The 26,878-nt window shown below is 41.3% G+C and carries 28 protein-coding genes; 3 read left to right on the top strand and 25 right to left on the bottom strand.

The features are described from left to right. Positions 1-9: 9 nt before the first annotated feature. The 8 genes from DLJ48_RS05515 to DLJ48_RS05480 are packed head-to-tail and all read right to left on the bottom strand — an operon-like array spanning position 10 to position 8,610. Positions 10-2,256 carry a RelA/SpoT family protein gene (locus DLJ48_RS05515; RefSeq protein WP_128686504.1) on the bottom strand — a complete coding sequence of 749 codons (2,247 nt, stop codon included), beginning with the start codon at positions 2,254-2,256 and terminating at the stop codon, positions 10-12. Then, positions 2,256-2,657, bottom strand: a complete 402-nt coding sequence (locus DLJ48_RS05510) for a hypothetical protein (RefSeq protein WP_128686503.1) — start codon at positions 2,655-2,657, stop codon at positions 2,256-2,258. Before DLJ48_RS05510 ends, DLJ48_RS05515 begins: the two co-directional genes overlap by 1 nt. 3 nt (positions 2,658-2,660) lie before the next feature. Further along, entirely contained in the window at positions 2,661-3,422 is a 762-nt protein-coding gene (locus tag DLJ48_RS05505; protein WP_128686502.1) for an RsmE family RNA methyltransferase, read from the bottom strand. After that, positions 3,419-4,495: a zinc-binding alcohol dehydrogenase family protein gene (locus DLJ48_RS05500; protein ID WP_128686501.1), complete on the bottom strand. Its 1,077-nt coding sequence runs from the start codon at positions 4,493-4,495 to the stop codon at positions 3,419-3,421. Before DLJ48_RS05500 ends, DLJ48_RS05505 begins: the two co-directional genes overlap by 4 nt. Then, on the bottom strand, positions 4,482-5,189 hold the full coding sequence (locus tag DLJ48_RS05495; protein WP_128686500.1) for a hypothetical protein: 708 nt from the start codon (positions 5,187-5,189) through the stop codon (positions 4,482-4,484). Before DLJ48_RS05495 ends, DLJ48_RS05500 begins: the two co-directional genes overlap by 14 nt. Continuing rightward, positions 5,186-7,036, bottom strand: coding sequence for a translation elongation factor 4 (gene lepA / locus DLJ48_RS05490; protein WP_128686499.1), 1,851 nt, complete (start codon positions 7,034-7,036; stop codon positions 5,186-5,188). The genes DLJ48_RS05495 and lepA overlap by 4 nt, the downstream gene beginning before the upstream one ends. Positions 7,037-7,078: 42 nt before the next feature. Beyond that, on the bottom strand, positions 7,079-7,921 hold the full coding sequence (locus DLJ48_RS05485; RefSeq protein ID WP_161566116.1) for an ATP-binding cassette domain-containing protein: 843 nt from the start codon (positions 7,919-7,921) through the stop codon (positions 7,079-7,081). Beyond that, the gene (locus DLJ48_RS05480) at positions 7,855-8,610 is read right to left on the bottom strand and encodes an ABC transporter ATP-binding protein (RefSeq protein ID WP_128686497.1); all 756 of its coding nucleotides are present in this window, start codon (positions 8,608-8,610) and stop codon (positions 7,855-7,857) included. Before DLJ48_RS05480 ends, DLJ48_RS05485 begins: the two co-directional genes overlap by 67 nt. 135 nt (positions 8,611-8,745) lie before the next feature. On the opposite strand from DLJ48_RS05480, the gene DLJ48_RS05475 reads away from it, so the two are divergent. Continuing rightward, positions 8,746-9,597, top strand: coding sequence for a helix-turn-helix domain-containing protein (locus DLJ48_RS05475; protein ID WP_128686496.1), 852 nt, complete (start codon positions 8,746-8,748; stop codon positions 9,595-9,597). 7 nt (positions 9,598-9,604) lie between these two features. On the opposite strand, the gene queA is transcribed toward DLJ48_RS05475, so the two are convergent. From queA to DLJ48_RS05445, 6 genes are read right to left on the bottom strand one after another with little or no spacing between them, the layout of a single operon-like run. Then, on the bottom strand, positions 9,605-10,684 hold the full coding sequence (gene queA, locus DLJ48_RS05470) for a tRNA preQ1(34) S-adenosylmethionine ribosyltransferase-isomerase QueA (RefSeq protein WP_128686495.1): 1,080 nt from the start codon (positions 10,682-10,684) through the stop codon (positions 9,605-9,607). Then, entirely contained in the window at positions 10,677-11,297 is a 621-nt protein-coding gene (gene pcp / locus DLJ48_RS05465) for a pyroglutamyl-peptidase I (protein ID WP_161566115.1), read from the bottom strand. Before pcp ends, queA begins: the two co-directional genes overlap by 8 nt. A gap of 10 nt (positions 11,298-11,307) precedes the next feature. Then, complete coding sequence (gene ruvB, locus DLJ48_RS05460; RefSeq protein ID WP_128686493.1) at positions 11,308-12,324, bottom strand: Holliday junction branch migration DNA helicase RuvB; 1,017 nt, start codon at positions 12,322-12,324, stop codon at positions 11,308-11,310. Next, complete coding sequence (gene ruvA, locus DLJ48_RS05455; RefSeq protein WP_128686492.1) at positions 12,321-12,905, bottom strand: Holliday junction branch migration protein RuvA; 585 nt, start codon at positions 12,903-12,905, stop codon at positions 12,321-12,323. The genes ruvB and ruvA overlap by 4 nt, the downstream gene beginning before the upstream one ends. Before the next feature lie 51 nt (positions 12,906-12,956). After that, the gene (locus DLJ48_RS05450; RefSeq protein ID WP_128686491.1) at positions 12,957-13,868 is read right to left on the bottom strand and encodes a proline iminopeptidase-family hydrolase; all 912 of its coding nucleotides are present in this window, start codon (positions 13,866-13,868) and stop codon (positions 12,957-12,959) included. Beyond that, the gene (locus DLJ48_RS05445; RefSeq protein ID WP_128686490.1) at positions 13,868-14,833 is read right to left on the bottom strand and encodes a phosphoglycerate dehydrogenase; all 966 of its coding nucleotides are present in this window, start codon (positions 14,831-14,833) and stop codon (positions 13,868-13,870) included. The genes DLJ48_RS05450 and DLJ48_RS05445 overlap by 1 nt, the downstream gene beginning before the upstream one ends. Positions 14,834-14,873: 40 nt before the next feature. Here DLJ48_RS05445 and DLJ48_RS05440 point away from each other — a divergent pair, with 40 nt between their 5' ends. Beyond that, positions 14,874-15,983 (top strand): M24 family metallopeptidase, encoded by a 1,110-nt coding sequence (locus tag DLJ48_RS05440; RefSeq protein ID WP_128686489.1) that lies wholly within the window; start codon positions 14,874-14,876, stop codon positions 15,981-15,983. 141 nt (positions 15,984-16,124) lie between these two features. Next, positions 16,125-17,090, top strand: coding sequence for a LacI family DNA-binding transcriptional regulator (locus DLJ48_RS05435; protein ID WP_128686488.1), 966 nt, complete (start codon positions 16,125-16,127; stop codon positions 17,088-17,090). A gap of 40 nt (positions 17,091-17,130) precedes the next feature. Here the strand turns inward: DLJ48_RS05435 and DLJ48_RS05430 are convergent, their stop codons facing one another. From DLJ48_RS05430 to DLJ48_RS05380, 11 genes are all read right to left on the bottom strand, one after another. Beyond that, a complete protein-coding gene (locus DLJ48_RS05430; protein WP_128686487.1) occupies positions 17,131-19,269 on the bottom strand; it encodes an ATP-dependent Clp protease ATP-binding subunit in 2,139 nt (712 codons plus the stop codon). 17 nt (positions 19,270-19,286) lie between these two features. Beyond that, on the bottom strand, positions 19,287-19,511 hold the full coding sequence (locus DLJ48_RS05425; protein WP_128686486.1) for a transcriptional regulator: 225 nt from the start codon (positions 19,509-19,511) through the stop codon (positions 19,287-19,289). Between the two features lie 103 nt (positions 19,512-19,614). Continuing rightward, a complete protein-coding gene (locus DLJ48_RS05420; RefSeq protein WP_128686485.1) occupies positions 19,615-20,226 on the bottom strand; it encodes an ATP-dependent Clp protease proteolytic subunit in 612 nt (203 codons plus the stop codon). Between the two features lie 53 nt (positions 20,227-20,279). Then, positions 20,280-21,227, bottom strand: a complete 948-nt coding sequence (gene whiA / locus DLJ48_RS05415) for a DNA-binding protein WhiA (RefSeq protein WP_128686484.1) — start codon at positions 21,225-21,227, stop codon at positions 20,280-20,282. Then, a complete protein-coding gene (locus DLJ48_RS05410) occupies positions 21,227-22,207 on the bottom strand; it encodes a gluconeogenesis factor YvcK family protein (protein WP_128686483.1) in 981 nt (326 codons plus the stop codon). Before DLJ48_RS05410 ends, whiA begins: the two co-directional genes overlap by 1 nt. Next, positions 22,204-22,635 (bottom strand): RapZ C-terminal domain-containing protein, encoded by a 432-nt coding sequence (locus DLJ48_RS05405; RefSeq protein WP_128686482.1) that lies wholly within the window; start codon positions 22,633-22,635, stop codon positions 22,204-22,206. The genes DLJ48_RS05410 and DLJ48_RS05405 overlap by 4 nt, the downstream gene beginning before the upstream one ends. Positions 22,636-22,651: 16 nt before the next feature. Beyond that, positions 22,652-23,593, bottom strand: coding sequence for a thioredoxin-disulfide reductase (trxB, locus tag DLJ48_RS05400; protein ID WP_128687092.1), 942 nt, complete (start codon positions 23,591-23,593; stop codon positions 22,652-22,654). Between the two features lie 97 nt (positions 23,594-23,690). Continuing rightward, positions 23,691-24,566: a UTP--glucose-1-phosphate uridylyltransferase GalU gene (gene galU / locus DLJ48_RS05395; protein WP_128686481.1), complete on the bottom strand. Its 876-nt coding sequence runs from the start codon at positions 24,564-24,566 to the stop codon at positions 23,691-23,693. 5 nt (positions 24,567-24,571) lie between these two features. Continuing rightward, positions 24,572-25,594 (bottom strand): NAD(P)H-dependent glycerol-3-phosphate dehydrogenase, encoded by a 1,023-nt coding sequence (locus DLJ48_RS05390; protein WP_128686480.1) that lies wholly within the window; start codon positions 25,592-25,594, stop codon positions 24,572-24,574. Further along, positions 25,575-26,534 (bottom strand): HPr(Ser) kinase/phosphatase, encoded by a 960-nt coding sequence (hprK, locus tag DLJ48_RS05385; protein WP_128686479.1) that lies wholly within the window; start codon positions 26,532-26,534, stop codon positions 25,575-25,577. The genes DLJ48_RS05390 and hprK overlap by 20 nt, the downstream gene beginning before the upstream one ends. A 4-nt stretch (positions 26,535-26,538) precedes the next feature. Continuing rightward, positions 26,539-26,877 carry a phage holin family protein gene (locus tag DLJ48_RS05380; RefSeq protein ID WP_128686478.1) on the bottom strand — a complete coding sequence of 113 codons (339 nt, stop codon included), beginning with the start codon at positions 26,875-26,877 and terminating at the stop codon, positions 26,539-26,541. Position 26,878: the final 1 nt, after the last annotated feature.

Raw genomic sequence — 26,878 nt, 5'->3', positions numbered from 1 at the left:
TACCTATTTTTAGTGAAAAATGCGCGAAACTTCATAAACATCATGAACACCCGTAATCGCGTCCATGATGTGCTGTAATTGATCCACGTTTTTAACACCAACTGTCAAACTGATAATTCCGGCACCATCTTTTTCATTATGTGCTGAGACAGCATTCAAATAATGGGTATTCGCATTGACCGAACGAATAACATCGTTTAAAATTCCCGGGCGGTCCGAACTGGTGACAACCAAATCAGCATCATAGTTAGGGCGATTGCCATCTGGATTATTCCATTCTACGGCGATAATCCGTTCGCCGCTTTCAGCTGCTTTTTTGATGTTTGGACAATTATCTCGATGAACAGTCACACCACGGCCCTTAGTGATATAACCCGTGATATTATCGCCTGGAATCGGTGTACAGCATTTGGACAAATGAATCAGCAGCGAATCGATTCCAGCAATTGTAATATCTTCTTCGGGCCTGTTTTTGGCAGCTGGCGCACTACCTTTTCTAATCAATTCTTTTGCAGCATCTTTTTTGCCGGATAACAAAGCTTCTTGCACTTCTTCAGCTTTTTTCTCAGAAATTTTCCGCCTGATATCTTCCGTCAGACGATTGCCGGCTTGCTGCAGGGAAACGTCACCATAACCGATCATCGCAAGCAAGTCATCCCCTGAGAAAAGATGCATTTTGCTTGCTGCTGCTGTGAGATTCTGTTCGGTCATGGCTTCTTCAACTGGCAGCTGTTTGTCTTGAAGATAATCTTCTAGCATCTGACGGCCGCCTTCTATATTGCTAGTGCGGTCCTGTTGACGAAAATAGGCTCGAATTTTATTGCGTGCACGACGACTCGCTACCAAGCCTAACCAATCACGAGAAACTTTAGGTGTTGGTGATGTAATAATTTCAACAATATCGCCAGTTTTGATTTCATAGTCCAAAGGAACGATTTTGCCGTTGATCTTTGCACCGACAGTGTGCAGGCCAACATCAGAATGAATCGCGAAAGCCATATCTATTGGTTTAGAGCCAACTGGTAATTCAAAAACATCGCCTTTGGGTGTAAAAGCATAAATACGATCGGAAAAAAGGTCGCCTTTGACGGAGTCGACAAATTGCTCGGCATCAGTGGCTCCCTCCTGTAATTCAAGAATGCCTTGTATCGCGTTTAAATGCCGTTGGTCAGAACTATTAACTTTGGCTTGTTTATCAGATCCTTTATTTTCTTTATAGGCCCAATGTGCCGCGACCCCGAATTCAGCAACGCGATGCATATCAAAAGTCCGGATCTGAACCTCTAAGGGGTGGCCGTTCGGGCCAATGATCGTCGTGTGCAAAGACTGGTAGCCATTGGGTTTTGGCAAGGCAATGTAGTCTTTAAAACGACCCGGCAAAGGTTTCCAATTTGCATGGATCCCACCCAAAGCAGCATAGCAGTCAGCCACTGAATCAACTAGTACTCGGATCGCCAGTAAATCATAAATCTCAGAAAACTGTTTGTGCTTATCGGTCATTTTTCGATAAATGGAATAAATATGTTTTGGTCTGCCAGTTACTTCAAAATGATTAATTTTCAGATCTTCAATTACTTTTTGGATTTGTTTCGTTGCCACGGAAATGTCAGCATCACGTTCCTCGCGTCGAGAATGCATCATCTTTGCAATACTATGATATTCATCTGGGTCAAGGTATCGTAAGCTTAGATCTTCAAGCTCCCATTTAATGTTTGCAAGGCCTAGTCGGTGGGCCAACGGTGCATAAATATCCAGTGTTTCACTGGCAATTCGATGCTGCTTATCCGGACGGTGGACTTGCAAAGTACGCATATTATGTAGTCGATCAGCTAATTTAACAATAATGACACGGACATCTTTAGCCATCGCCAGCAATAGTTTTCGATGATTTTCCGCCATATTTTCTTCAGTTGATTCATAATGAATGCGGCCCAGTTTCGTGACGCCGTCAACAATATTGGCAACATCATCCCCGTAAGCTGAACGGATTTCCTCATTGGATTCAGGAGTATCTTCGACAACATCATGCAAAAAGCCGGCAATAATCGTGTCGCCGTCCATTTTAAGATCAGCTAAGATGCCAGCCACTTGGATCGGGTGGTAGATATAATTCTCGCCAGACTTTCTTTTCTGACCTGCATGCATTTTTTTAGCCAATTCATAAGAAGAATCAACTCGCTTAATTTGTTGAGGTGTTAAATATTTCGCATAAATATCATGAACTTCTTCAAAAGAGCGATTTTCGATTTTTGCCATCACTTGACCCCCTTAAAACCATCGTCCACTGGGATCTGTTTTTCCAAGTCAGAACTGCCGCCATTGTTCATAAAAGTAAACAAGCCCAGCACAACATAAAAAATAGCGAAGAAATAGGCATAGTTTGAAGAAACAAGGGCACCACCCAACACTAGTTTAAAAAATAAATTGACAGCACTAAAAGTGACCGGAAAGATAAAAATTCCCCAAAATTTCAATCCAAATTGGCGGAAACGATAGCCGCCATACAAAGAAAAACCGCCATAAATAATGCCTAATAACCAGATGATTCGTCTTGAACCATCAAGAAAATTCAGGCGGAAAACAAAGGGGCCCAAAATGCTCAGTAGTATCGACAGAATGAACCATGTCAAATATCTTTTTGTAATCAATTTCGCCATAAGTTAGCTCAATTCTATCAAAAGACTGGCTGAAGAGAGCAAATAAAGTGGCGCAGTTTCCGCTCGTAAGATTCTAGGCCCTAATCCAACAGGAACAAAGGCAGCTGACGCAAGCTCTTTTATTTCTGATTGGCTGATACCGCCTTCGGGCCCAAAGACTGAAATCAGTTCTTTGATAGCAGGATCGATTTTAACGGCCTTGATCGTACTAGCTAATTTGCTCGTCTCACCTTGCTTGGAACTTTCCTCCCAAGCAACGATACCAGCCTGTTTTGATGTGAGGACAACTCGTTTGAGAAAGTTTTTTTCATACATAATTTCAGGCACCAGTAGACGGTGCGACTGTTCAGCTGCTGCTTTTAAGATTTTCTGGTAGCGCGGCAGTTTTTTTTCGATTTTTGATGCTCGTACAACACTGTATGCGAAATCCGTCAAAATGATTTTAGAGACTCCTAACTCAGTGGCCTTTTGTAGTAGCCATTCTAAGTGATCAGACTTCAGCGGAGAAACAACGATCGTCATTTTAATTGGCAGTTCCGGATCTTTTACAATCGCTTTCAGCTGCGAAAACACAATATTGTTTTCTGTCACAATTTGGATACTAGCCAAATAAGCTTTACGATCAGCAACTAGTTCAACGACGTCATCTGTTTTAACACGCAGAACATCCCTTAAATGATGAAAAACATCCGCGTTCAAGTCCTTAGAAACTGTTTTTTTTTCAAGAAATTCACGGCTATTGTCTAGAAAAAAACGGGCAGTCACTGAGCTGCTCCCTGAAAAGGACCATTTAATACAAGTTTTCCCTGAGTCCGGCCGCTTTCAATCAGTGCATAAGCTTTCCGCAGATTGCTAGCATTGATCTGATCAAAAACAACATTTAAAGTTGATTTCAGAATTCCAGCATCGAATAAAATAGCGATCCGATCTAGAGCCTGTCCCTGACTCAAAATATTGTGATCGAAATCTGATTTAGCAAACATATATTCCCATTTAAAACCGGCTCCAATGTTTTTCAAAGGTCCTAAATTAAGCGGCGTTTCGGTGCCGACGATCGAGACCAGCTGGCCATAGGCTTTAATATGTTTGACCGCCGTTTGCCAATAAGCAGATGGATCATAAAGAAAAACAATATAGTCGAATTTTTCACCGGCCAGATTCTCATCGAGATTCTCATAATCGTAAATTTTATCAATTGGATACTGCTTCAACCAATCGATCGACTGTTGCGAGTGGGCTGTGACAGACAACTGTATACCTAAATAAGCAGCCATTTGAAGCAAAATTGATCCGACACCGCCAGCGCCGTTTATAACAAGCATTTTCTTCCCCTCAGCCGCATGGTTCTGAAAAGTCAATCCCAATTTATCAACTAAAATTTCATAAGCAGTCAAGCTAGTAAGCGGCATGGCGGCAGTTTGTGCTGCGGTAAATTTTTGTGGTGCGCGGCCCACTAGCCTTTCATCGATCGCTTGGAAATTTTCGTTGCTGCCAGGCCGCTGTGTTGTGCCGGCGTAATAGACACGATCGCCAGTTCTGAAACGTGTCACGTCACGGCCGATTTTTTTAACGATCCCGCAAGCATCGTACCCAAGAATGCGGTTACCGGCTGCCAAACCAGTTTGGCGCAGTTTCGTATCAACTGGATTCACTGACACAGCTTGTATTTCTACCAATAAGTCATGCTCAGTAATCACGGGAATATTGATTTGTCGATCAACCAATGATCGCTGATCAGTTATCGGAAAATTTTTATCAAATAAAATAGCAGCCTGTTTTTTTGGATCAAACACATGATTGAAATTCATCGCTGTTTTAGAAAACTTACTGTCCGACATTATTAACTCCCTTTGTTTGAATAAATTGTAACGTTTTTTCAGTGATTAGATAATGCTGCTTGCGAGCCGCAAAAACAATTGTGAAATACGACTGTATTTTAGCATCGTTATTTTGCTGATGTGCTAAATAGCGCTGCCAATTGACCGATATTAAGATATATTGGAGCAGCGCGATTTGGGATTGGCTCAGATCAGTTGGTCGCGTTTTGTTTTTGGCCTGATTTAAATCAGCTTGCGAAGCGCTGGTCAATTGATCGAAGACTTTTTGCAGGTTCAGCGGCTGGATCGTATAGTCGACTCTAGCTGTGTGCGTGTTATTCAAAGTAACTTTATTGATTTCTGCCGATCGTTTAGTAAAAGTTAGTTCATAAATTTTTTCAGCTAAACGAGTCAAAACACCAGTTTGAGTATATTTCTTTTTGTCATAAGTCAATGAACCGCTGAGAAGCAGATTTTTTGTGAGATTACGTTTAATTTCCATCAGATCATCTGCTTTAGTTTTTTCCGGTCCATCAGCTAAGTACTTTTTGGGCAAACGATTCTCGACTGCTGTCGATAAAATGATGGTTGCATCCCGCTTGGCCAAAGACAAATGAGGTCTGTTGGTAAAACGAGTTGCTAAAGCGAAAATGATCAGCAGCAAAACCGCCAGGATAGATAGGGAAAATAGGCCCTTGGCATGCGGGATTTTCACGATAGACCTTTGTTATATTGTTCATCATCGCCATTTTTTAAAATCGCCATAAAAGCTTCTTGTGGAATTTCGACTCGACCAACAGATTTCATACGTGCTTTCCCAGCTCGCTGTTTGTCAAGCAGTTTAGCCCGTCGATCTGGGTCGCCAGTATGGATTTTCGCCGTAACATCTTTTCTGTAAGCTTTAATATTTGTCCGGGCAATAATTTTAGAACCGATCGCCGCTTGAATAGGGATCTCAAAATTCTGCCTTGGAATGACCTCTTTTAGCTTGCCAGTAACAACACGAGCACGATTTTCAGCAAAATCCTTATGCGAAATAAAACTTAAAGCATCCACTTTATCGCCATTCAATAAAATATCAATTTTTTTCAGCTCAGAGGCCACGTAACCCGCAACCGTGTAATCAAGGCTGGCATAACCCTTTGTGGATGATTTGAGTTTATCGAAGAAGTCAAAAATAATTTCTGAAAGCGGCATTTTATATTTAACATTCACACGTGATTTATCTAAATAATCCATCGTCTGGAAAATACCACGTTTGGCCTGCGATAATTCCATGACTGCACCAACATATTCTTCCGGTACCATGATCGTTGCGTCAACAAAAGGTTCCTGAATTTCTTTAATGCTGGAAGCATCGGGAATTTCCGAAGGATTAGCAATACTTTCCTGACTACCGTCAGTCTTGACCACGTGATAGGTTACAGTTGGTGCTGTGATCACGATTTCTAAATCAAATTCACGTTCTAAACGTTCCTGAACGACATCCATATGCAGCAGCCCAAGAAAACCGACACGAAAACCAAATCCTAAAGCCGTTGAAGTTTCTGGTTCATAAGCCAAACTAGCATCATTTAAAGATAACTTGTCCAATGCATCTTTCAAGTCATTATATTTGGCATTGTCAGTCGGATAAATACCCGCATAAACCATTGGTGTCATTGGTCGATAGCCCCGCAATGGTTTTTCGGCTGGGTGTTCTGCACTTGTCACTGTATCACCGGATCGAGCTGAATGAATATCTTTGATCGAGGCTGTTAAATAACCGACATCGCCGGCGATTAATTCATCAAAAGGCCTTGCATCAGGTGAGAAAACACCCAATTCCGTTACCTCATAATCCATATTCGAGTTCATTAAACGAATACGATCTCCTAGGTGAACTTGGCCCTCTTTGAGACGGATCGACAAAACAACACCACGGTAAGGATCGTATTTCGAATCAAAAATCAGCGCCTGCAGCGGTGCTGTCAAATCACCAGTCGGTGCTGGAATCACACGCACGATTTTTTCCAGCAGATCAGCTACACCAAGACCTGTTTTTGCGGAAACCTCAGCTGCATCACTCGTGTCAATACCAATGTCATCTTCAATTTCAGCTTTTGTCCCAGCTGGATCAGCTGACGGTAGATCCACTTTATTAATGACTGGCAGAATTTCCAAATTATTATCCAAGGCAAGATAAACATTAGCTAAAGTCTGAGCCTGAACGCCCTGACTAGCGTCAACGACCAATAAAGCCCCATCGGCTGCAGCTAAAGCACGGGAAACCTCGTATGAAAAGTCAACATGACCTGGTGTATCGATCAAATGAAAAATATAATGCTGACCATCTTTGCCATCATAATGAACTTCGACAGAATTCATTTTGATCGTGATGCCGCGTTCACGTTCCAAGGGCATATCGTCTAGAATCTGAGCCTTCATTTTCCTCTCAGCGACTGTATGGGTCAACTCTAAAATACGATCGGCCAAAGTGGATTTTCCGTGATCAATATGAGCAACAATACTAAAATTACGAATATGTTTTTGACGATCTAATTGTTTTTCAATAGTAGACATTAGCTTAATTTTATCAATCAATTGAAGTAAACAAAACTATCCTCAGCCAATCACGATTTTTTTATCAAATCGATCTATTAAACTGTTTGGCATATGGTGGTCCACTTCAATGACACTTTTCGATGATGCGAGAATTCTTTCATGGATGTCATTAGCTGTTTTCGGATCCAAAGAAGCAGTTCCCTCATCAATGATCAAAAGCGGCCGGTCAAATAGAAAAGCGCGTGCTAATTCGATTCGTTTCTTTTGGCCACCGGAAAAATTACTGCCGCTTTCTGATACTTGAGCTGTTAAATCAGCTTTAGCAAAGCCAGCCTGCGTTAATGATGCATGCAATTGCTGATCAGAAAAATGATTGCCTAAAGTCAAATTGAATTTTAGGCTGCCATTGAAAACGGCAGTTTCCTGGCTCACGAAAGTGTAAAGACTTGAATCAAGACAAGTAACTTGACCGCTATCGGCTTGCAACTCATGAATCATAATTTTCAGTAGTGTGCTCTTACCAGCACCGGATGGACCCGTGATCAAAAGTTTTTCGCCAACTTTCAACTCAAAAGAAAGTTTATCAAGCAGTTCTTCTTTGGTGTGGGGGTATTTAAAAACTAAATTCGATACTTGCAAACGAGTAAATGTTGGTTGCGTTGCAGAATTAGACTTTGGCTGCCCTTCGGCATTCTTGATTAAAGCCAGCACTTTCTCATTAGTACTTTCCGTTCTTGCGATAGCTGATCTCGCCGACCCAAGCTGCAGGGCCTGATTCATGATCCAATTGGCGCTGTATTGCACGGCCACAAAATCCGAAATGGCAAGATTTCCTTTCACAACAAAATACATGGCGGCGCCGATCGGCAATACTTGGCATATTTCTGCAACTGCGTAAACCACGGCACTGGAAAGGACGATCGAATTATCACGATTTTTTTGCTGAATTCTGATAAAGTGAAATTTTTTTTGCCCAACCGAACAAAATTCTTTAATACAGCGTAGCGAATGACCGTTTTGGCATTTTTGAATAAATCATTTAAAAAAGTCGTTGTATTTTCGTTAGTTTTCGACCATAAAGCAGTTTTGTCATTAATGTTTTTCTTAAAATACTTTGGCACAATTTGACTTAATCCTGAAAAAAGCAAAAAAATTAGCGTTAAATTAAAATTTGTTTTCGCTGAAAAAATAAAAGTCAACACTAAGCCAACAGCCAAACCCACGATCGAAATAAGTTGACGAAAATAATTTGTCTCGACTAGCGCCAGATCGTTCAGGACAAAAGACGTCTTATCAGAAGCTTGTTTATGACCATCCTCGGTCAAAGCTTGCAGACTAGCCGTCTTTAAATTAATGGAAAACAAAGCAGCATTTTTATTGATTACCAATTGATTCGCATAATAGCAGAGAACTAAAAGCAGGTTGCCAAATAGCATAACGGCAATAAAAGGCAGGACCTGTGTGAAAAGATGTTTTTCCAAGATATAAAAAATATAGGAATAAGTCGTCACATTAAAAGGCATTTCCAAACCATATAGACCAGCTGTCAAAATCGCTAAAGCAAACCATTTTTTATCAATATATTTTCTCATGTTATTCAACCTTTGCCATCCTCAATTTCATATCAACGATATATGTTGTATATTATTATTATATAAGCAGTATTATCAATAAAAATATTGAAAAATGCTTTAATTTGGGTAGTATATGAACCATATAGGTGAATCATGACAAAATTAGCTTTAGGCCAGACTTTCAGACACATTCGTCAAAATAAACATTTCTCAAGCAAAGAAGTTTGTGCCGGTATTGTTTCGCGTTCTTTTCTTTATAAATTCGAACAAGGCGAATCAGACATCGCTGTTTCAAAACTACTGCAGCTATTGAGCAGGATCGCCGTTTCCTTTGATGAGCTGACATGGGCCGCAAATCACAAGCTTAATTTTGAAAGCGCCTTTTACATTGACTTATTTATTGCCATTGAAAATCACGACCAGCGAAAACTTGCAACTTTGGCTCAAGGATCAAACAGCAATTCTCTCTCCGCAAGACTGACTAAAAACTTGGCAGCACTTTACGTTGAAAACGCTGAAAATAAAAAAGCCAAGTGTCGCTTTATTTATAACTACCTGCTTTCCGTTGACAACTGGAATCGCTACGAGCTGCAATTATGCAATTACCTGATACCGATGATCCAACCAGAAAACACAAAAGTACTTTTCCAAAAAAGCCTTGATTGCCTTTTAAGTTATCGGAACATGTTTGATGACAGTTATATCAATTTTTTTAGTTATATTTCGCTAGCTACAAGCTCTGTTTTACTGCGATCAAGAGCGCTAGCAGATGCAAAAAAAATCCTTCAATTAACACAGCAAGCTGCAAAGCAGGCTGTAAACGAAAGACTTGCGATGACGATCGCCTTTCAACAAGGGCTGATCGGATTATATGAAGATGATAGTACCCAGGCAGTGAAGCGAAGCGCTGATATCGTGGAAGCAGTCGGACAATTTAATCCAAAAAATGCTGATATGTTTGCAAAAATACTGCAAATTCATTTAAAAAACGCCCTCCATCAATGAGATGCGCTCATTTATGAATGAACATGGCATCGCCAAAAGAAAAGAAACGATATTTTTCTTGAATGGCATGTTCATAAGCATTTAGGATATTTTTTCGGCCTGTGAAAGCAGCCACCAGCATCACTAATGTTGATTTTGGCAGATGAAAATTAGTGATAAAAGCATCGACCGTTGTCCATTTAAAACCTGGCTTGATGAAAATATCCGTCCAGCCAGAGTCAGCCTGTACATCTTGTCCATACTGATCACCGTTAAACTTGTGACCGATCGTCTCTAATGTACGAATCGTGGTCGTACCAGTAGCCACGATTTTACCTCCATGGTGGCGAACTTCATTAATCTGATCAGCAGCTTTTTGACTAAGTTCATAGAATTCCGAATGCATCTTATGCTGATCAATATCTTCTTCTTCAACCGGACGAAAAGTGCCTAAACCAACGTGCAATGTCAGTTCGATCGTCTTGACACCCTTGGCACGCACTTTATCCAACAATTCCGGTGTCCAATGCAGACCAGCTGTGGGCGCAGCTGCAGATCCTTCGACTTTAGAATAGACCGTCTGATAGCGTTCTTGATCGACGAGTTTTTCTTTAATATAAGGCGGCAAAGGCATTTCACCAAGTTTATCCAACAACTCCATAAAAATGCCATCATAATGAAATTCAATATAACGGCCGCCATGTTCCAATTCCCCAGTAACCGTGCCAGTCATAATCGTTTGTTTTTCATCGCCAAAATCAATCGTTGAACCAATCGGAAATTTTTTTGCTGGTTTAACTAATGTTTCCCATATATCGCCATGATCCTGCCGGAGTAATAGAACCTCGACATGTCCCAAAGTATCAGGACGCCAGCCATGCAAACGAGCTGGGATCACACGGGAATTATTCATCACGATCGCATCGCCGGGATTCAAGTAATCGATAATATTATAAAAATGACGATCTTCATAGGCGCCATCGCCAGCATTTAAAACTAGCAGTCGTGAAGCATCACGCTGAGCCAAAGGTGTTTGAGCGATCAATTCATGCGGCAAATTGTAATCAAAGTCACTCAAAGTATAATGTGGTGTTTTTTCTTCAGTCATGTTTTTCTTCTTTCAAATAATGATTAATTGATGAGATGATGACTCCTAAAGTTTGCTCATCAATTGCTAAAGGCAAACTAGCTTGGTCCTCGTGCCTCATCTCTGGCGTAAAGGGCAGATGAACAAAACCACCGATGGTTCGTAAGTTTTGACGAGCCAAATAATTAAGGAGCTGATACATTGTCGCGTTGCAGACATAAGCACCTGCACTAAGCGATAATTCAGCCGGTAACTCATGGGCATGCAGGGCTTGTAAAAGCTGGTCCACTGGAAGACTGGCAAAATAGGCAGCTGGTCCTTTTTGATCAAGTTTTTCGTGTTTGGGCTGATTGCCATCATTATCAGGAATGCCAGCATCCGCATAATTAATTGCAACTTTTTCGATCGAAACTGCTGATCGGCCGCCAGCTAATCCCACACACAAGACTGCATCAGGCTGCTGCATGCTGATTTCAGAGACTAACAATTGTTTAGAACGCTTAAAAGCAGTCGGCAATAATAATTTCAGCACTTCGATGTCATCGATCGCGTCAGCTAAAGCATCAACAGCCTGCCAAGACGGATTAACTTTATCTTGACCAAAAGGGTCAAAGCCCGTCACTAAAATTTTCATAGAGCCGCCACTAGGCCAGTCCGGTCTGATAAGGAATGTGCAGGTGGGCATACGCTTCTGCAGTTGCTTGGCGGCCTCGTGGTGTACGCTGTATGAAACCGATCTGCAGCAGATACGGTTCGATCATTTCTTCAACTGTTTCGGCATCTTCACCAATATTAGAGGCCAAAGCATTGACGCCAGCTGGACCGCCTTTATATTGATGAATCAGCGTATCCAAATACTTTAAATCGTTTTCATCCAGACCACGATCATCAACTTGTAATTTATTTAAAGCACCATTGACCGCTATTTCATCAATAGTCTGTTTACCATCGACTTGCGCAAAATCACGCACTCTTTTCAACAAACGATTAACGATTCTTGGTGTACCGCGAGAACGCAAAGCTAGCTCAACTGCGCCAGATTCGGCGATTGACATATCAAAAATGTCGGCTGAGCGCTCAGCGATTAGTTTCAAATCACTGACTGGGTAAAAACGCATATGCTCAACAATACCAAAACGATCACGCAATGGTGCTGATAGCATGCCGGCACGCGTCGTTGCACCGATCAAGGTAAAAGGCGGCAATGGAAAATGGATCGCATGGGCTGTTTCACCTTGGCCGACAACGATGTCAACGTAAAAATCTTCCATGGCTGAATACAGCACTTCCTCGACCGATTTTGGCAAACGGTGAATTTCATCAATAAATAAAATATCACCAGCTGATAATTCATTTAACAGTGCCACTAGATCACCAGCTTTTTCGATCGCCGGGCCTGAAGTGGTCTTAATATCGGCACCCATTTCGTTAGCGATCACAACAGCTAAGGTCGTCTTGCCTAAACCAGGAGGCCCAAAAAGCAGCACGTGATCCAGTGCTTCATTACGCTGTTTAGCGGCCTGTAGATACACGGATAATTGATCTTTGATCTGTTTTTGGCCAATATAATCGGCCAAAAATTTGGGCCGCAGCGTCAATTCGGCATCAGTATCAGCTGCAGTCGACTGCGCATCTAAAATTTTGTCTTTGTCATCACTCATTTAGTTAATAGTTTAAGTCCTTTTTGAATATAGGCGTCCGTTTTCAATTGGCCTGCATCAGCTAATTTTTTGCCAATTTTGAAAACATCTTTAGCAGAAAAACCCAATGCGATCAAGGCAGCTAAAGCGTCATCTAACGCCGCTGAATTAGCTAATAACTCATTTGGCAAAGGACTATCTTTCGTGAAATCGCCTAGTTTTCCTTTCAGATCCAAGACGATTTGTTGAGCCGTTTTACTGCCAATACCGGGAAACTTAGTCAGATAAGCCGCTTGACCATTTTCCACCGCAGCGACAAGACCGTCACGATCGCCACCAGCAATAATCGCTAAGGCGGATTTCGGACCGATCCCAGAAACATTTAATAATTTTTTAAACAAGTTACGATCTTCAACCTTTTTAAAGCCATAAAGACTAATTTCATTGTCCCGCACGATCTGTTCTGTGAAAATAATCGTCTGGTCGCCTTGCTCATATTCGTAAGGATTAGGTGTAAACACACGAAAACCGACCCCATTGACATCAATACCAATATAATTAACGGCAATCGTTTTAATGATACCAGTTAGAAAATCATACATAAGAAGATTATAACGATATTAAAAAAGACCCGCAAAAGGGATCCTGAAATATTATTGTGCTGCTTGAACACGTTTTAAAAAAGCAGTTAAATTTTCATAAAAGGCTTCTGGGTGATCAACGGCATGATGATGCCCGCCATCTGTGTTGACAAACAATTCAGCACCCGGGATCGCTTTAGCAGTCTCCTGCATGGACCAAACCGGCATTGTATCTTTTTCACCAGTCGTTAGCAGCATTGGAATTTTAATATTATGCAGCTGCGGCCGAATATTCCAATCCTTTAAAATACCTGTCACGACAAATTCGTTGTTGCCTTGAAAATGATTATAAACATCAGTGGCCAACAAATCAGGTCCGGCATCCGGATCATAAGTCGCAGTTCGTTCAATGTTTTCCCTATACAGACGATTAACATCACGATGATAACGCGGATCAATAAAATCGGCTTTGGCTTCAACCGACTTCATATAATCAACTTCGTCTTTGCCTAGCAGATCCAAGCGTTCCTGATTAACTGATGTGACATAATCTTGGATATTATCAGTCATGGAGTAGACGATCGAACCCTTCAAATGCTCGGGATGAGCCAAGCTATATTCATAAGTCAAGACGCCGCCCCAAGAATGGCCAAGCAGATAAAAGTGATCCAAGCCCATTAACGAACGAACTTCTTCCAGTTCATCAAGATAATACTGGTAGTTTAAATATTTATCAACGTTTTCCTGCTTTGTCCAATCGGGTGCTTCTGACCAAAATGAGCCAAGCTGGTCATAGGTAAAAACCTGAACATCTAAACCGGTATATTTCTGAAAGTTCTCAGCCCAAGGCCAAAATTCTTTAGAAGTACCGCCAGGTCCACCATGCAAAGCCAACAGCTTGATCGGCGCATCAGGATTACCAAAAGAAGCTGACCAAATATCGTAGCCGTTTTTTAAATGAAGAATTTTTGTTTCGTGTTTCATTAATAACCTTCTTTCAAGCTCACCTGATTAATAGCTAATTTGCCAGTCGTCAAGTAACTTTTCAAATTCGGTCCGAAAATCTGGTAGGATTTTTTATAATAATGTTCGATCAAAGCCGATGAATGCGGTGTAATGATCACGTTTTCCATTTGCCAAAGCGGCGAATCAGCATCTAAAGGCTCATGTTCAACAACATCCAAAGCAGCGGCCGACAACGTCTCATCTTTTAACGCACTGATCAAGTCTTTTTCAACAACGCTAGGGCCGCGGCCGACATTGATAAAAATCGGCTTATTTTTAAATAAGTGGAAGAAACTGCTGTCAAAGTAACCACGAGTCATATCGGTTAAAGGCATATCACTGATCAAATAATCAGCGTCCGCGACTTGATCCAGTTGGCTATGCGTAATCACTTGCTGAAAATAAGGCAGCTCAGTACCATGCCGATTAACGCCAATAACCGTCACATCGAAGCCTTGCAAAATTTTTGCAACAGCCGAACCAATTGCACCAGTTCCAAAAATAACAATCTTCTTGTTCTGCAATTGTTTAATACCTGTCAGGCCAAGATCCCAAACTTGTTTAGCTTGATTTTCCAGTGCTTTTTTCAAGCCACGGTTGAAAATCAACATATAAGCTAACACATTTTCCGAGATAGCTTCAGAATGAAGACCACTCATATTGGAAACGATCACGCCTCTTTTCGCTAATTCTGCAAGCGGCAGGAAGTCTATTCCAGCGGAAATCATTTGAATCCATTTCAAAGATTTTCCGCCATGAACCAATTTTTCAAACCAAGGATCCAGACCCTGCCCCTTCGAAAATTGACCGTACAGAATTTCAATTTGATCAACAAGATCGTCAGTCATCTGATCTGCTGTCAGCAATTCCAAATCCGGAAAATTGTCACGAACTTCTTTTAAATCATCATTTTTGAGTTTTTGCAGTAACAATAATTTTGTCATAACCTCATTCTACAAAAGTTGTTTGAACTATACTCAATTTATGGTGAAATTCAATCAAACAAGACTCAATAAATTACAACAAACTTTGATCAACAAACAGATCGATCTTGCTTATATTTCTGATTTTAAAACAATTCAATATTTAACCGGCTTCGGTTCCAATCCTTATGAAAGAATTCTGGCCATGATCATTTTCGCTGATCAGGATCCCTTTATTTTTGCACCAGCGCTAGAAGTGCAAGTTGTCAAATCGGTCGGCTGGCCTTTTGACCTTTATGGTTATCAGGATAACGAGGACGGTTTATCCATGATTTATAGCCACATTAAAAAACGACAAGCTAATCCAAAAAAAATAGCTACTGAACAAGGCAATTTGACTTTGGCTCGCTTTAATCGCCTTGTAGCTGCTTTCCCGGACGCCGATTATAGTTTCAATTTGACGCCGATCGTAGAACATCAGCGTTTGATCAAAGATACTGACGAAATCCAAAAATTAGTGCAGGCCGGTCATGATGCCGATTTAGCTTTTGCTGCTGGTTTTAAAGCACTAAAAGTTGGTAAAACAGAATTACAAGTAGCGGCCGAATTGGAATTTGCCACTAAAAACCGCAACGTCCCAGAAATGTCTTTTGCTACCTTGGTCCAGACAGCCGAACATGCTGCTGATCCTCATGGCGAAACATCCGACTTGCCTTTAAAAGATAATTCTCTGGTCCTATTTGATTTAGGAACCGTTTATCAGGGCTACATTTCTGATGCAAGTCGAACAGTTGCTTTAGGCAAACCGACTGATCATATGCGAGAAGTTCATCAAGTCGTTTTAGAAGCCCAATTAGCTGCTCAAGCGGCTGTAAAACCCGGTATTACGGCAGCTTCTTTAGATAAGATCGCTCGTGACATCATTACAAAAGCCGGTTATGGCCAATACTTCATTCATCGTCTCGGTCATGGCATGGGTATGTCTGAACATGAATATCCGTCTATCATGCAAGGCAATGATTTGATACTCGAACCAGGTATGTGTTTCAGTCTCGAACCCGGCGTTTATATCCCTGGCGATCTTGGCGTGAGGATCGAAGACTGTATTCATGTGACTGCAAACGGCTGCGAACCTTTCACACATATGGATAAAAAATTACAGTTATTTTAAACAATTCAACTCATGGAAAAACAGATTTTGATCTGTTTTTTTATTTGTTCGCGTAAATTCGTGTCACGGAAACAAATTTTTTTCTGTTAAACGTTTCAAATCATACAAAAATTGTTAAAATGTAACAAGAGGATCAGATTTATGGTAGCAAAATTGCAAGACGTCGCTAAAGCGGCGGGTGTCACAATTACAACGGTATCGCGTGTTTTAAATGATTTTCCGCATGTTTCTAAAAAAACACATGACAAAGTATATGCAGCCATCAGAGCATTAAATTATCATCCAAATGCCTTGGCTCGCTCATTACAAGGAAAGTCATCAAAATTTATCGGTTTAATTTTTCCAACGATCGCCAATCCTTTTTTCTCAGAACTGGCAAATGAACTGGAGGTCAAACTTTCGGCTAAGGGTTATAAAATCATCATTGCTAGTTCAGCCAATAATGTTGAAGCCGAGCGCCGTTATTTGGGTATGCTGGCTGCCAATATGGTCGAAGGCATTATCACAGGCTCCCATAACCTAGGCATCGAAGAATACAAGGACGTGAATATGCCGATCGTCTCGTTTGATCGCTTTCTATCTGAAGAAATTCCGATCGTGTCATCAAATAATTATCAAGGCGGCACATTAGCTGTTGATTATTTAGTCAAACAGGGCGCTAAGAAAATCGCGATCATCACCGATGAAGACGATTCAGACTCGCCGACTTCCTGGCGAGCTGTCGGCGCTGAAAAAGCCATAAAACAAGCAGGCATCCAATCGCAACAGTTCGCTTTCCCCGACTCGCAATTTACAGAATCAGAAAAGGCCGAAGAGTTGCGGTCCCTGCTTGCCAGCCAAAAGTTCGATGGTATTTTTGCAAATAACGATACGACGGCTCTGCTGATCAAAAAAATTATTAAGGAAAATAACTTTAACGAAGTCCCGATCATCGGTTATGATGGTACGGATTTTATCCGCCATTATTTGACGGATGTTGCCACGATCGTGCAGCCGATCCCGGAAATCGCTGATGCTTTGATTGGTCTGCTGTTCAGAAGAATTGAAAAACCTGACGAGCATTTCGAGAATCCCGAACCGCTAGCCGTACAACTCTTTGTGAATTAAAAAATATCCCCAGCAGTATTTGGCCGCTGAGGATATTTTTTTACCTTTTAGTAATTTCGATACTGCCATCTTTAAGATCTGCTTTCAAATCTTTGACATCAAGATGATCCAGATAAAAATCAGTCACCTTGTCACGAATCTGCTGTTCGATCACACGCCTTAGCGGACGCGCACCCATCGCTTCATCGTAACCTTGTTCGATCAAGTAATTTTTAGCTGCTGGTGTCAGCTTGAGTGTCAGATCCTTTTTAGCCAAGGTCTGATCTACTTCGGTCAGCATTAGCTCCACGATCTGTTTCAGATCTTTTTTGCTTAAATGACTAAATTCAACGATCGCGTTGAAACGATTTAAGAATTCTGGACGGAAATAGGCTGACAAACGATCAATGATCGAATCATCTCGATGCTGACTAGCAGTTAGTTTTTCATTGCCAAAACCAGCATTTGAAGTGGCGATCACAACTGTATTTTTGAAATTAACCACATTACCCTGGCCATCAGTCAAACGACCATCATCCAAGATTTGCAAAAGCAGTGTTAGCACCTGCGGATTTGCCTTTTCGATCTCATCTAGCAAGACGATCGAATACGGGTTGCGGCGAACTTTTTCTGTTAAAGTATTTTGATTATCTTCATAACCGACATAGCCGGCCGAAGTACCTACTAATTTAGAAACAGCTGTTAAATCAGCATATTCAGACATATCCAAACGAATGATCGCATCTTTAGAACCGAACATATCTAAAGCTAATTGTTTAGCTAATTCTGTTTTACCAACACCGGTCGGACCGACAAATAGGAAACTGCCAATTGGACGGTTGCCCTCATCAAAGCCAGCCCTATTGCGGCGTACCGCTCGAGCCACAGCTTCGACCGCTTCATCTTGACCGATTACTTTGCCCTTCAAACGATCAGAAATACCTTTCAGCCGTTCAATATCATTGGCACCCATCTTAGCAACTGGAATACCAGTCAAACGCTCGACAGATTCAGCAATATCGTTGGGCCTCACAATAACGTCTTCTTGATTACTTTTTTTGGATACGTTTTTTAATTGGCTTTCAAGTTTGCCAACTTGCTTTTTCGCTTCAGCCGCCTTTTCAAAATCTTCTTGTGCAACTGCACGATCTTGTTTGCCCTGAGCTTTTTTCAGGTCCTTTTCCAGACTTACTTTATCAGTAACCGGATGCTGAGCCGACAAGTGTGCGGCAGTCATATCAACCAAATCAATCGCTTTATCTGGCAATGACCGCTGAGGAATATATTGCACCGCATAATCAACTGCTGCCTTGAGTGTTGCATCTGGAAATTTAACATGATGGTGCTGCTCGTAAAGTGCACGAACACCCTTTAAAATTTCCAGCGTATCTTCAGGACTTGGCGCGTTAACCGTCACTTCGTTAAAGCGGCGTGCCAAAGCAGCATTTTTCATAATTGTATTACGGTACTCATCTTGCGTTGTAGCGCCAATCACCGAGACCTCACCGCGGCTCAAAGCTGGTTTTAAAATATCAGCCAGACCTTTAGAGCCGGATTCATCACCCGTGCTGCCAGCACCCAAAATCTGATGAATTTCATCAAAGAATAAAATCACGTTGCCAGCACTCTTGACTTCACTGATCAATTTCTGAATATTTTCTTCAAAACTGCCGCGATACTGTGTACCAGCCTCTAAAGCTGAAATATCAATCGAATAAATTTCCTTGCCTTTGATCGCCGCCGGTACATGGCCGCTGACAATTGCTTGAGCCAGACCTTCAACAACTGCCGTTTTTCCGACACCAGCATCGCCAACTAGGACAGGATTATTTTTCGTCCGTCGACTTAAGATCTCAGCAGTTTCTTGAATTTCTTTATTACGACCGATAACTGGATCAAGTTTCCCCTGACGCGCCTCTTCAGTCAAATTGCGACCGAGTTTTTCCAAAATACCCGCTTTTTGGGCTGCCTGCGGACGATCAGCAACAGCTGCAGATTGTGGACCGACTTCTTGAAACTGGTCGTTGATCGGCATCTTGCCAGTCTGCCGATAGCTGGCGAAGTCTTCTGGGCTCACCTCTTGACCATTGATCAAATAACGAGAATCAGAATTAATGCCATTCATTCTACCCATCAAATTATTAAAAATATCATCCATTGAATTGAATGGATCGTTGTTATCAAAATTATTTGTTGCCATAAATTGAATCCTCCTAATTAATCTTCTAAATAATTGGTTTCCAATTCTTTTAAAACTTCCCACATGCTAGACTCAGTTGCTTGAGCTAAAGCATCGAGATCCCTCAAGTTCAAACTTGTCGCCTCAGACTGTGGTTTGTTAAAAGACTTGTGAATTGTCGTGTAACCATACCCACCCGCCTTAGCGACCTGATAAATCGTCAAATTGTGGTCTACTAGGTAGGCTTTTATATCGATTTCCATTGGGACCTCCTTTCGCTTATTATTATATCACTTATGTAAAACAATTACAAACGTGAACTATTACAAATGTGCAATAAAAAAAGCCCAAAGGGCTCTCTACAAATTACTTCTTCTTATCATTTTTATCGGTCTTATCTTTATTAACTAAGATCTTATCAATCAGTCCGTAATCCAATGTTTCCTGAGCATCCATCCAATGATCACGTTCAGTGTCCTCTTGAATTTTTTCTAACTTTTGACCAGAATTAACCATTAAAATATGATTCAGCTTATTTCGTGTTTTCAGCAATTGTTCGGCGATGATCGACATATCAGTCTGCTGCGTACCAGCACCGGCACCGCCCATCGGTTGATGGATAAGATATTCAGCATTCGGTAACATAAAGCGCTTGCCCTTTGTACCTGATGAAGCAATGATCGTACCCATTGAAGCAGCCATTCCCATGACGATTGTCTGAACATCAGATCTAATAAAATTCATCGTATCGACGATCGCCATACCAGCTGTGACAGATCCACCAGGTGTATTTGTATACATATAAATGTCTTTATTTGGATCTTGAGCATCCAAGAATAATAATTGAGCAACGATACTGGTTGCCATTTGATCTTCAACTTCGCCTTGAACCAAAATAATTCGATCCTTTAAAAGACGACTGGGAAGGTCATAACTCTCTCGTCCATTTGCAGTTTGTTCAATAACTCCAGGCCACATATTGCGCCTCCTTAAATTTGATAAGGTAATTATAGTTCAATGGTCAAGAAAGGTCAAACTTTTGTAGCACGCAGTTCTTTAGCGATCTGCATCAATTTTCGCATACGATGATTAATACCGGATTTAGTTAATTCTTGATTTTCAACCAGTTCAGCAAGATCACTTAAACTAGCTTCTGGATACTGGAGTCTCAGTTCACCCACAATTTTCAATTTGTCCGGCATTGTTTCTAATTGATGAATACTGCGCAGAAAATTCATGGCTTCATATTGTTTTTCGGCTGCTTCAGTCATACGCGTTACATTAGCATTGTCAGCGTTGGCCAAACGATTAGCTGAATTTCGCATGTCCGACATAATGCGAGCATCCTCAAATGCCAGCATGGCACTAGTCGCCTGAATGATCGACAAAAAATCCGAGATACGCTCGCCAGTTTTCAAATAAATAATTTTTTTGTTCCGCCGCTCAGCAATTTTCGCACCAAGATTAAAATGACGATTATTCATGATCAGCATAATTTGCTGAATCAAATCGTCATCAGAAGAAGCGATCTCTAAATGATAATCCTTCGAACGTGGTGCATTAACAGAACCCGTCGACAAAAAGGCAGCCCGTAAAAAAGCCTGCTGTTTGGCCTGAGAATTCAAAAAGACACTCGGTACATGATGGGTGATTGAAAAAGGATCCAGCTGTAAATCAAGCAGGATCTCGTCAGCCTTATGCATCGTAATAATGCCATATCGATGCAAACCAAAAATTTTAACCGAACCGCCTCGTTCAATATTCGTCTGAATATCGGTTTCATAAGTTTGTGCCAACAGTTGATAAGTCCGACGAGCACTAGCCGGATTTTGGGTCTGGACCTCTAATGTGTTTCCATTAGCATTGCCTAAATGATAAATACCGTTTAAACGCAAAATTGCCGATAACTCAGACTTTGATGTCTTTAAGTTGATCGGCAATATTGACAGTTCTTTTTTTACCTGCTGCGTATAAGTCATTAGATTTTATTATCTAATATTTCCAACAGTTCTTTAGCAATTTTTTCACCATCATGGAAAGCGCCTTGATCGCGTAGCTTTAAAAAGTCACCCGTGATCGGCACAACGCCAAGTTTTTTATCTTCACTTGTGTCGACTTTGACCTGTGTCGAAATCTCATTCCATTTTTGAAAATCAATGTAATCTTCAGGAACGATCGCTGTATTAGTCAGCACATAATCCAGTAGATGATCAGAAACATTATGATAGATCGCCTTAATATGACTGGCATCCGTATAATGATCTGTTTCGCCTTTTTGTGTCATGATGTTAGCGATATAAACCTTTTTCGCATTACTCTGGTGCACGGCTCTGCCAACGATCGGAATAACTAAATTCGGTAGTATCGATGTATAAAGCGAGCCCGGACCAAAGACAATCATATCGGCATGATCGATCGCAAAAAGAACTTCCGAGGTCGGTTCGGGCTGTTGACCAGCCTCAGTCGTGATCGACAATCTTTCAATGACCTTGTGCGCCATTGTAATTTCGTGTTCGCCCGAACCAATCGTACCATCTGTAAAATCAGCATGCAGCACCAAAGGAACATTGGCAACAGGATACACTTTGCCAGAGATCATCATATAGCGGCCCAGTTTTTGGACGGCACCAAAAATATCGCCAGACATTTCAGTCATAGCGGCAATAATCAAGTTGCCTAATGCATGGTTCTGAAAGAACTCATCGGATGAATCAAAACGATACTGGAAAATCTTTAAAAAATCCTCAGGCAGCAAGGATAGCGAAACCAGTGCATTTCTAATATCTCCAGGCGGCACAATATTCATGAAGTTTCGGATCACTCCGGACGAACCGCCGTCATCAGCAACTGTCACAATAGCGGTTACCTCAACATTACAGTCACGCAAGGGACGTAAAATAACTGGTAAACCAGAACCGCCGCCGATCACGACAATATTTCTTTTTTTTGAAGTTGTCATGATTTGGCCTCCTGCTTGTCTTTTTTTAGTTCGCGAACCAAGGATGTTTTCAAATCACGATGCTGAATCGTGACATCATAGCCCTCTTTAATTAAATCTAATCCAAGCCGCTGAGCAAAAGCAACTGATCGGTGCTGACCACCTGTACAACCAAAAACGATCGTCATGTCAGAATCAATGTCGCCGCCAGCCGCCTCTTTTTTAATAGCTAGCGGTAAGACCTGTTCGATCGTTTTTTTATAATTCTGATAAAAGTTTTCAGCACCATCGGCAGCCATGACATAATCAGAAACTTTCTGATCAAGCCCGGTCATCGTCCGCATTTTTGGATCCCAATATGGGTTGCTTAAAAAACGCAAGTCAAAAAGCATTGAAGATCGCGGAATATGTTCATATTTATAGCCAAAAGAAATAACCTGAATTTTCATGCTAAATACGATTATATCAGGCTTCTACTTGTGAGTCAGAGAGAGTCTGAATATAATCAAATAAAAGTTTACCAGCAACGGCACCATCACCGACCGCAGCTGCGATTTGGCGAATTGAATCCTTTCTAACATCGCCAACTGCAAAGACGCCGGGCACTTTCGTCTGCATACTCTCGTCTGTCTCCACCCAGCCCTGGTCGTCTAAAACACCTAGTTTATTTAGCCCTTGTGTATTAGGCGTGATACCCACATAAACAAAAATGCCGCTAGCTGGTACGATCGACTCTTGATTTTCCTTAGTGTCCAAAACTTTAACAGCGGTTACTTTTTCGTCATCACCAACAATGGCCTCTGTTTGCTTATTCCAAGAAAAATCAATATTTTTAGTCGAAAAAGCACGTTTCTGAGCAATTTTAGAAGCCCTTAACGTATCCCGGCGGTGAATGATCGTCACATGTTTGGCTAAATTCGCTAAATAAATTGCCTCCTCGATCGCAGAGTCGCCACCGCCAATGACTGCTACATCTTCATTTTTAAAAAAAGCACCATCACATACTGCGCAATAGGAAACACCGCGGCCTGAATACTTGTCTTCACCGAGCACGCCGATATGGCGATGTGTCGCACCGCTGGCAATCACGATCACTTTTGCTTCATATGTCTCATCATCTGTGACAACCGTCTTGGTATTCCCATGATCAATGACATCTTGAACCTCACCAAAAACATATTCAGCGCCAAAACGTGTTGAACTGGCATACATTTTTTCCGCTAAATCAGGTCCTAAGATCGAATCAAAGGCTGGATAATTTTCAACCTCGGCTGTATCATTCATTTGACCGCCATATATGCCTTTATCAATCATTAAAACTGATAAATTTGCTCGACTGGCATAAGTTGCAGCTGTCATGCCAGCTGGACCTGCTCCGATAATCACGACATCATATTTCTGTGTCATCATAGCTCCTACTTACTATTAGTTAGTATATCACTCAATCGAACCAAACAGGATATGTAATCAGGTATCCACGAGAGAATACCTGCTTTTAACAAGCTCACAGAGTCTGAGCGAGTTCTTTAATATACTTGCGTAATGCCTCGCCTGTATCTGGATGTTTCAAACCAAACTCAATGTTAGTTTCCAAAAAACCAATTTTTGAGCCAATATCATAACGTTTCCCATTAAATTGGTGGGCATAAACGTGCTCTTGATGATTAAGAGCCTCGATCGCATCAGTTAATTGAATTTCATTTCCCTTTCCTGGCATCGTATTTTCCAGCATGGAAAAAATCGTTGGCGTAAAGAGATAACGACCAATGATCGCCAAATCTGAAGGCGCATCCTGTGGACGCGGCTTTTCAACGAAATTTCTAACTTCAAACAGACCTGGTTTGATTTCTTTAGCAGGATCGATCACACCATAACTAGAGGTCTCTTCGTGCGGTACCTGCATCACTGCTAAGGTGGATTGTTCAGTTTCATTGTAACGATCGATCAGTTGTTTGGTCAAAGGTACTTCGTCTGTTGCGAGATCATCCCCAAGCATGACAACGAATGGTTCGTCGCCAATGAAAGACTTCGCTTTTAAAACTGCATCACCCAAACCGCGCGGATGCGACTGCCGAATGAAATAAATATTCAAATCAGTTGTATCTTGGACAAGTTTTAAAAGTTTGTCTTTGCCCTTAGCTGATAGATTATCTTCTAATTCAGTATTGGAATCAAAATGGTCTTCGATTGACCGCTTAGATTTGCCATCAACGATCACAATATCTTCAATTCCTGACTTAATGGCTTCTTCAACAATTAACTGAATTGTCGGTGTATCCACAATAGGCAGCATCTCTTTAGCTAAAGCTTTCGTCGCAGGCAAAAACCGAGTCCCCAGTCCAGCAGCCGGGATAATTGCTTTTTTAACTTTTTGTACCATTGAAATCATTCCTCCGAAATCAGCGGCCGACTCATAAGAACAGCGACTGCGTCTTCTATTTTCTCATTTTCATATAGAATTTTGTAGACATTTTCACTAATCGGCATAGAAACTTTGTTTTTTCTTGACAATTGATCAACAGCCTTGGCTGTTTTAACACCCTCGATGACCATACCCATTTCTTTTTGAATCTGCTGAATATTTCTTCCAGCCGCTAAAGCTAATCCAGCTCGAAAATTACGCGAATTAGCTGACATGGCCGTTACGATCAGATCGCCCAAACCAGCGAGACCGTCAAATGTTTCAGGTTGACCGCCCAAAGCCACACCAAGGCGACGCATTTCAGCTAAGCCCCGTGTGACTAATGCAGCTTGCGTATTGTCAGTCATATTCAAACCCTTGATGATGCCGCCGGCAATTGCTAAAACATTTTTTAAAGCAGCAGCATATTCGCTGCCGACTAAATCGGCATTCGTGTAAACACGAAAAAAAGAATTTGATAAAGCTGTTTGAATTTGTTTAGCATACTGCTGATTAGCACTTGCCACTGCAACCAGTGTAATTGCTTTTTTTATCACTGATTCAGCGTGTGAGGGTCCCGAAATAAAAAACAAATCACGTTCACGCAATGTCGGAATCTCTTCCACGATCATTTGACTAATGCGTTTATTAGAATTAACCTCAATGCCTTTGACCGCGTGACCAAAAATGACCGTCTTATCCAAGCTGGGCAACAGCTGATTGACTTTGGCCGCAACTTCGCGTATTGCCGTTGTAGGAACTACGAACAAAACGATCTCGGCAGCAGCCAAAGCTTCTTTCAAATCCGTGGTAGCTTTGAGCTTATTATCCAATAGCGACTGCTGCAAATAATGCTGATTCAAATGCTGATGATTAATATCATCAACGTCCTTTTGATTGTGGCCCCAAAGTATAACTTGATTGCCGTTGCCGGAAAGTGTGGAGGCCAATGCCGTTCCCCAAGAACCAGCACCTAAAACAGCGATTTTACTTATTTGTTTGGTCATGAATTTCATTTTCCTTAATGAGAGCCGTCTGGCGTTTTTCCAAAGTCGCAAGTGCATCAAATCCCATACGATCAGTCCGATATTTTAAGGCAGCCGCATCAATAACGCTAGCTGTGTTACGACCAGAAGTTACCGGTAATGCCATTTTCGGAATTTCGATACCGAGAATTTCCAGGCTGGCACCCGCATCACCGAGGCGGTCGAAATTTTGGACTTTTTCATTTGAACGTTTTAAGTCAATGTTCAAGACGATCGTCGTATGATCGCGAATTGACGCAGCCCCATATGTTTGCAAAACATCAATAATGCCAATACCGCGCACTTCCATGAGGTTAGCCAAAACCTCCGATGGCGCGCCAACCAAACGCTGTTCATCCTCAGCATAGATATCAACACGGTCATCGGCAATAAGGCGTGCCTTGCCTTGTTGGATCAGTTCCAGAGCCGCTTCTGTTTTACCAACACCAGGATCACCAGTCAATAAAACACCAATGCCATTAATATCGATCAAAACACCATGAACAGTTTTCCGCTCCGATAATTGAGCGCCTAAATAATAAGTCATATTTGACAATAGACGTGATGATGTCAAGGAACTAGTTAAAACAGGAATATTTGTTTCCTTAGCCGCTTCGATCAATTCAGCCGGAATATCAAGATTGGTCGATACTACAAAGGCCGGTGTTGTACTTCGAGACATTTTTTTTAAAACAAATTGCTTTTGTTCGTGTGTCATCGTTTTAGCGTACTCGATCTCATTAACACCATACAACTGAACACGATCTGCTTCAAAATAATTCAAAAAACCAGTTAACTGCAGACCCGGACGTGCAATATCCGGAACTTTGATCAGTCGGTCTAAATGATCTTCTCCCCACACAACTCTTAAAGCTGTATTTTCAACTAAATCTTTGACCGTTACTTTTCTTTGTCCGTCCATTTTTTTACCTTTCTGCGCTCGTGAGCCAGCTTTGAGCAAAACTAAAAATTAAACTCAAAATAAATACCCAGCCCCAACCATGAATCGTGATGCCTGACACTAAACTATCGTCAACAGCCAAAACGATCATATTAATAACAATACTAAACAATCCCAAGCTGATAAAAGTGATCGGTAAGGAAATAAAATGCAGGAGTGGTTTCAAAAAAGTATTTAATAGCGCTAGAACAACGGCTGCTACGATTGCCGAGGTCCAATCCTTGACTGTCAAACCGTTTGGCAATAGATAATGAAACACAACGAAAATTAAAGTGTTGACAATTAATTTATAAATAAAACTCATT

The sequence above is a fragment of the Oenococcus sicerae genome (assembly GCF_004102045.2).
Lineage (GTDB): Bacteria > Bacillota > Bacilli > Lactobacillales > Lactobacillaceae > Oenococcus > Oenococcus sicerae.
The sequence above is the reverse complement of the archived record's forward strand: the minus strand, read 5'-3'. Positions and strand labels throughout refer to the sequence as shown.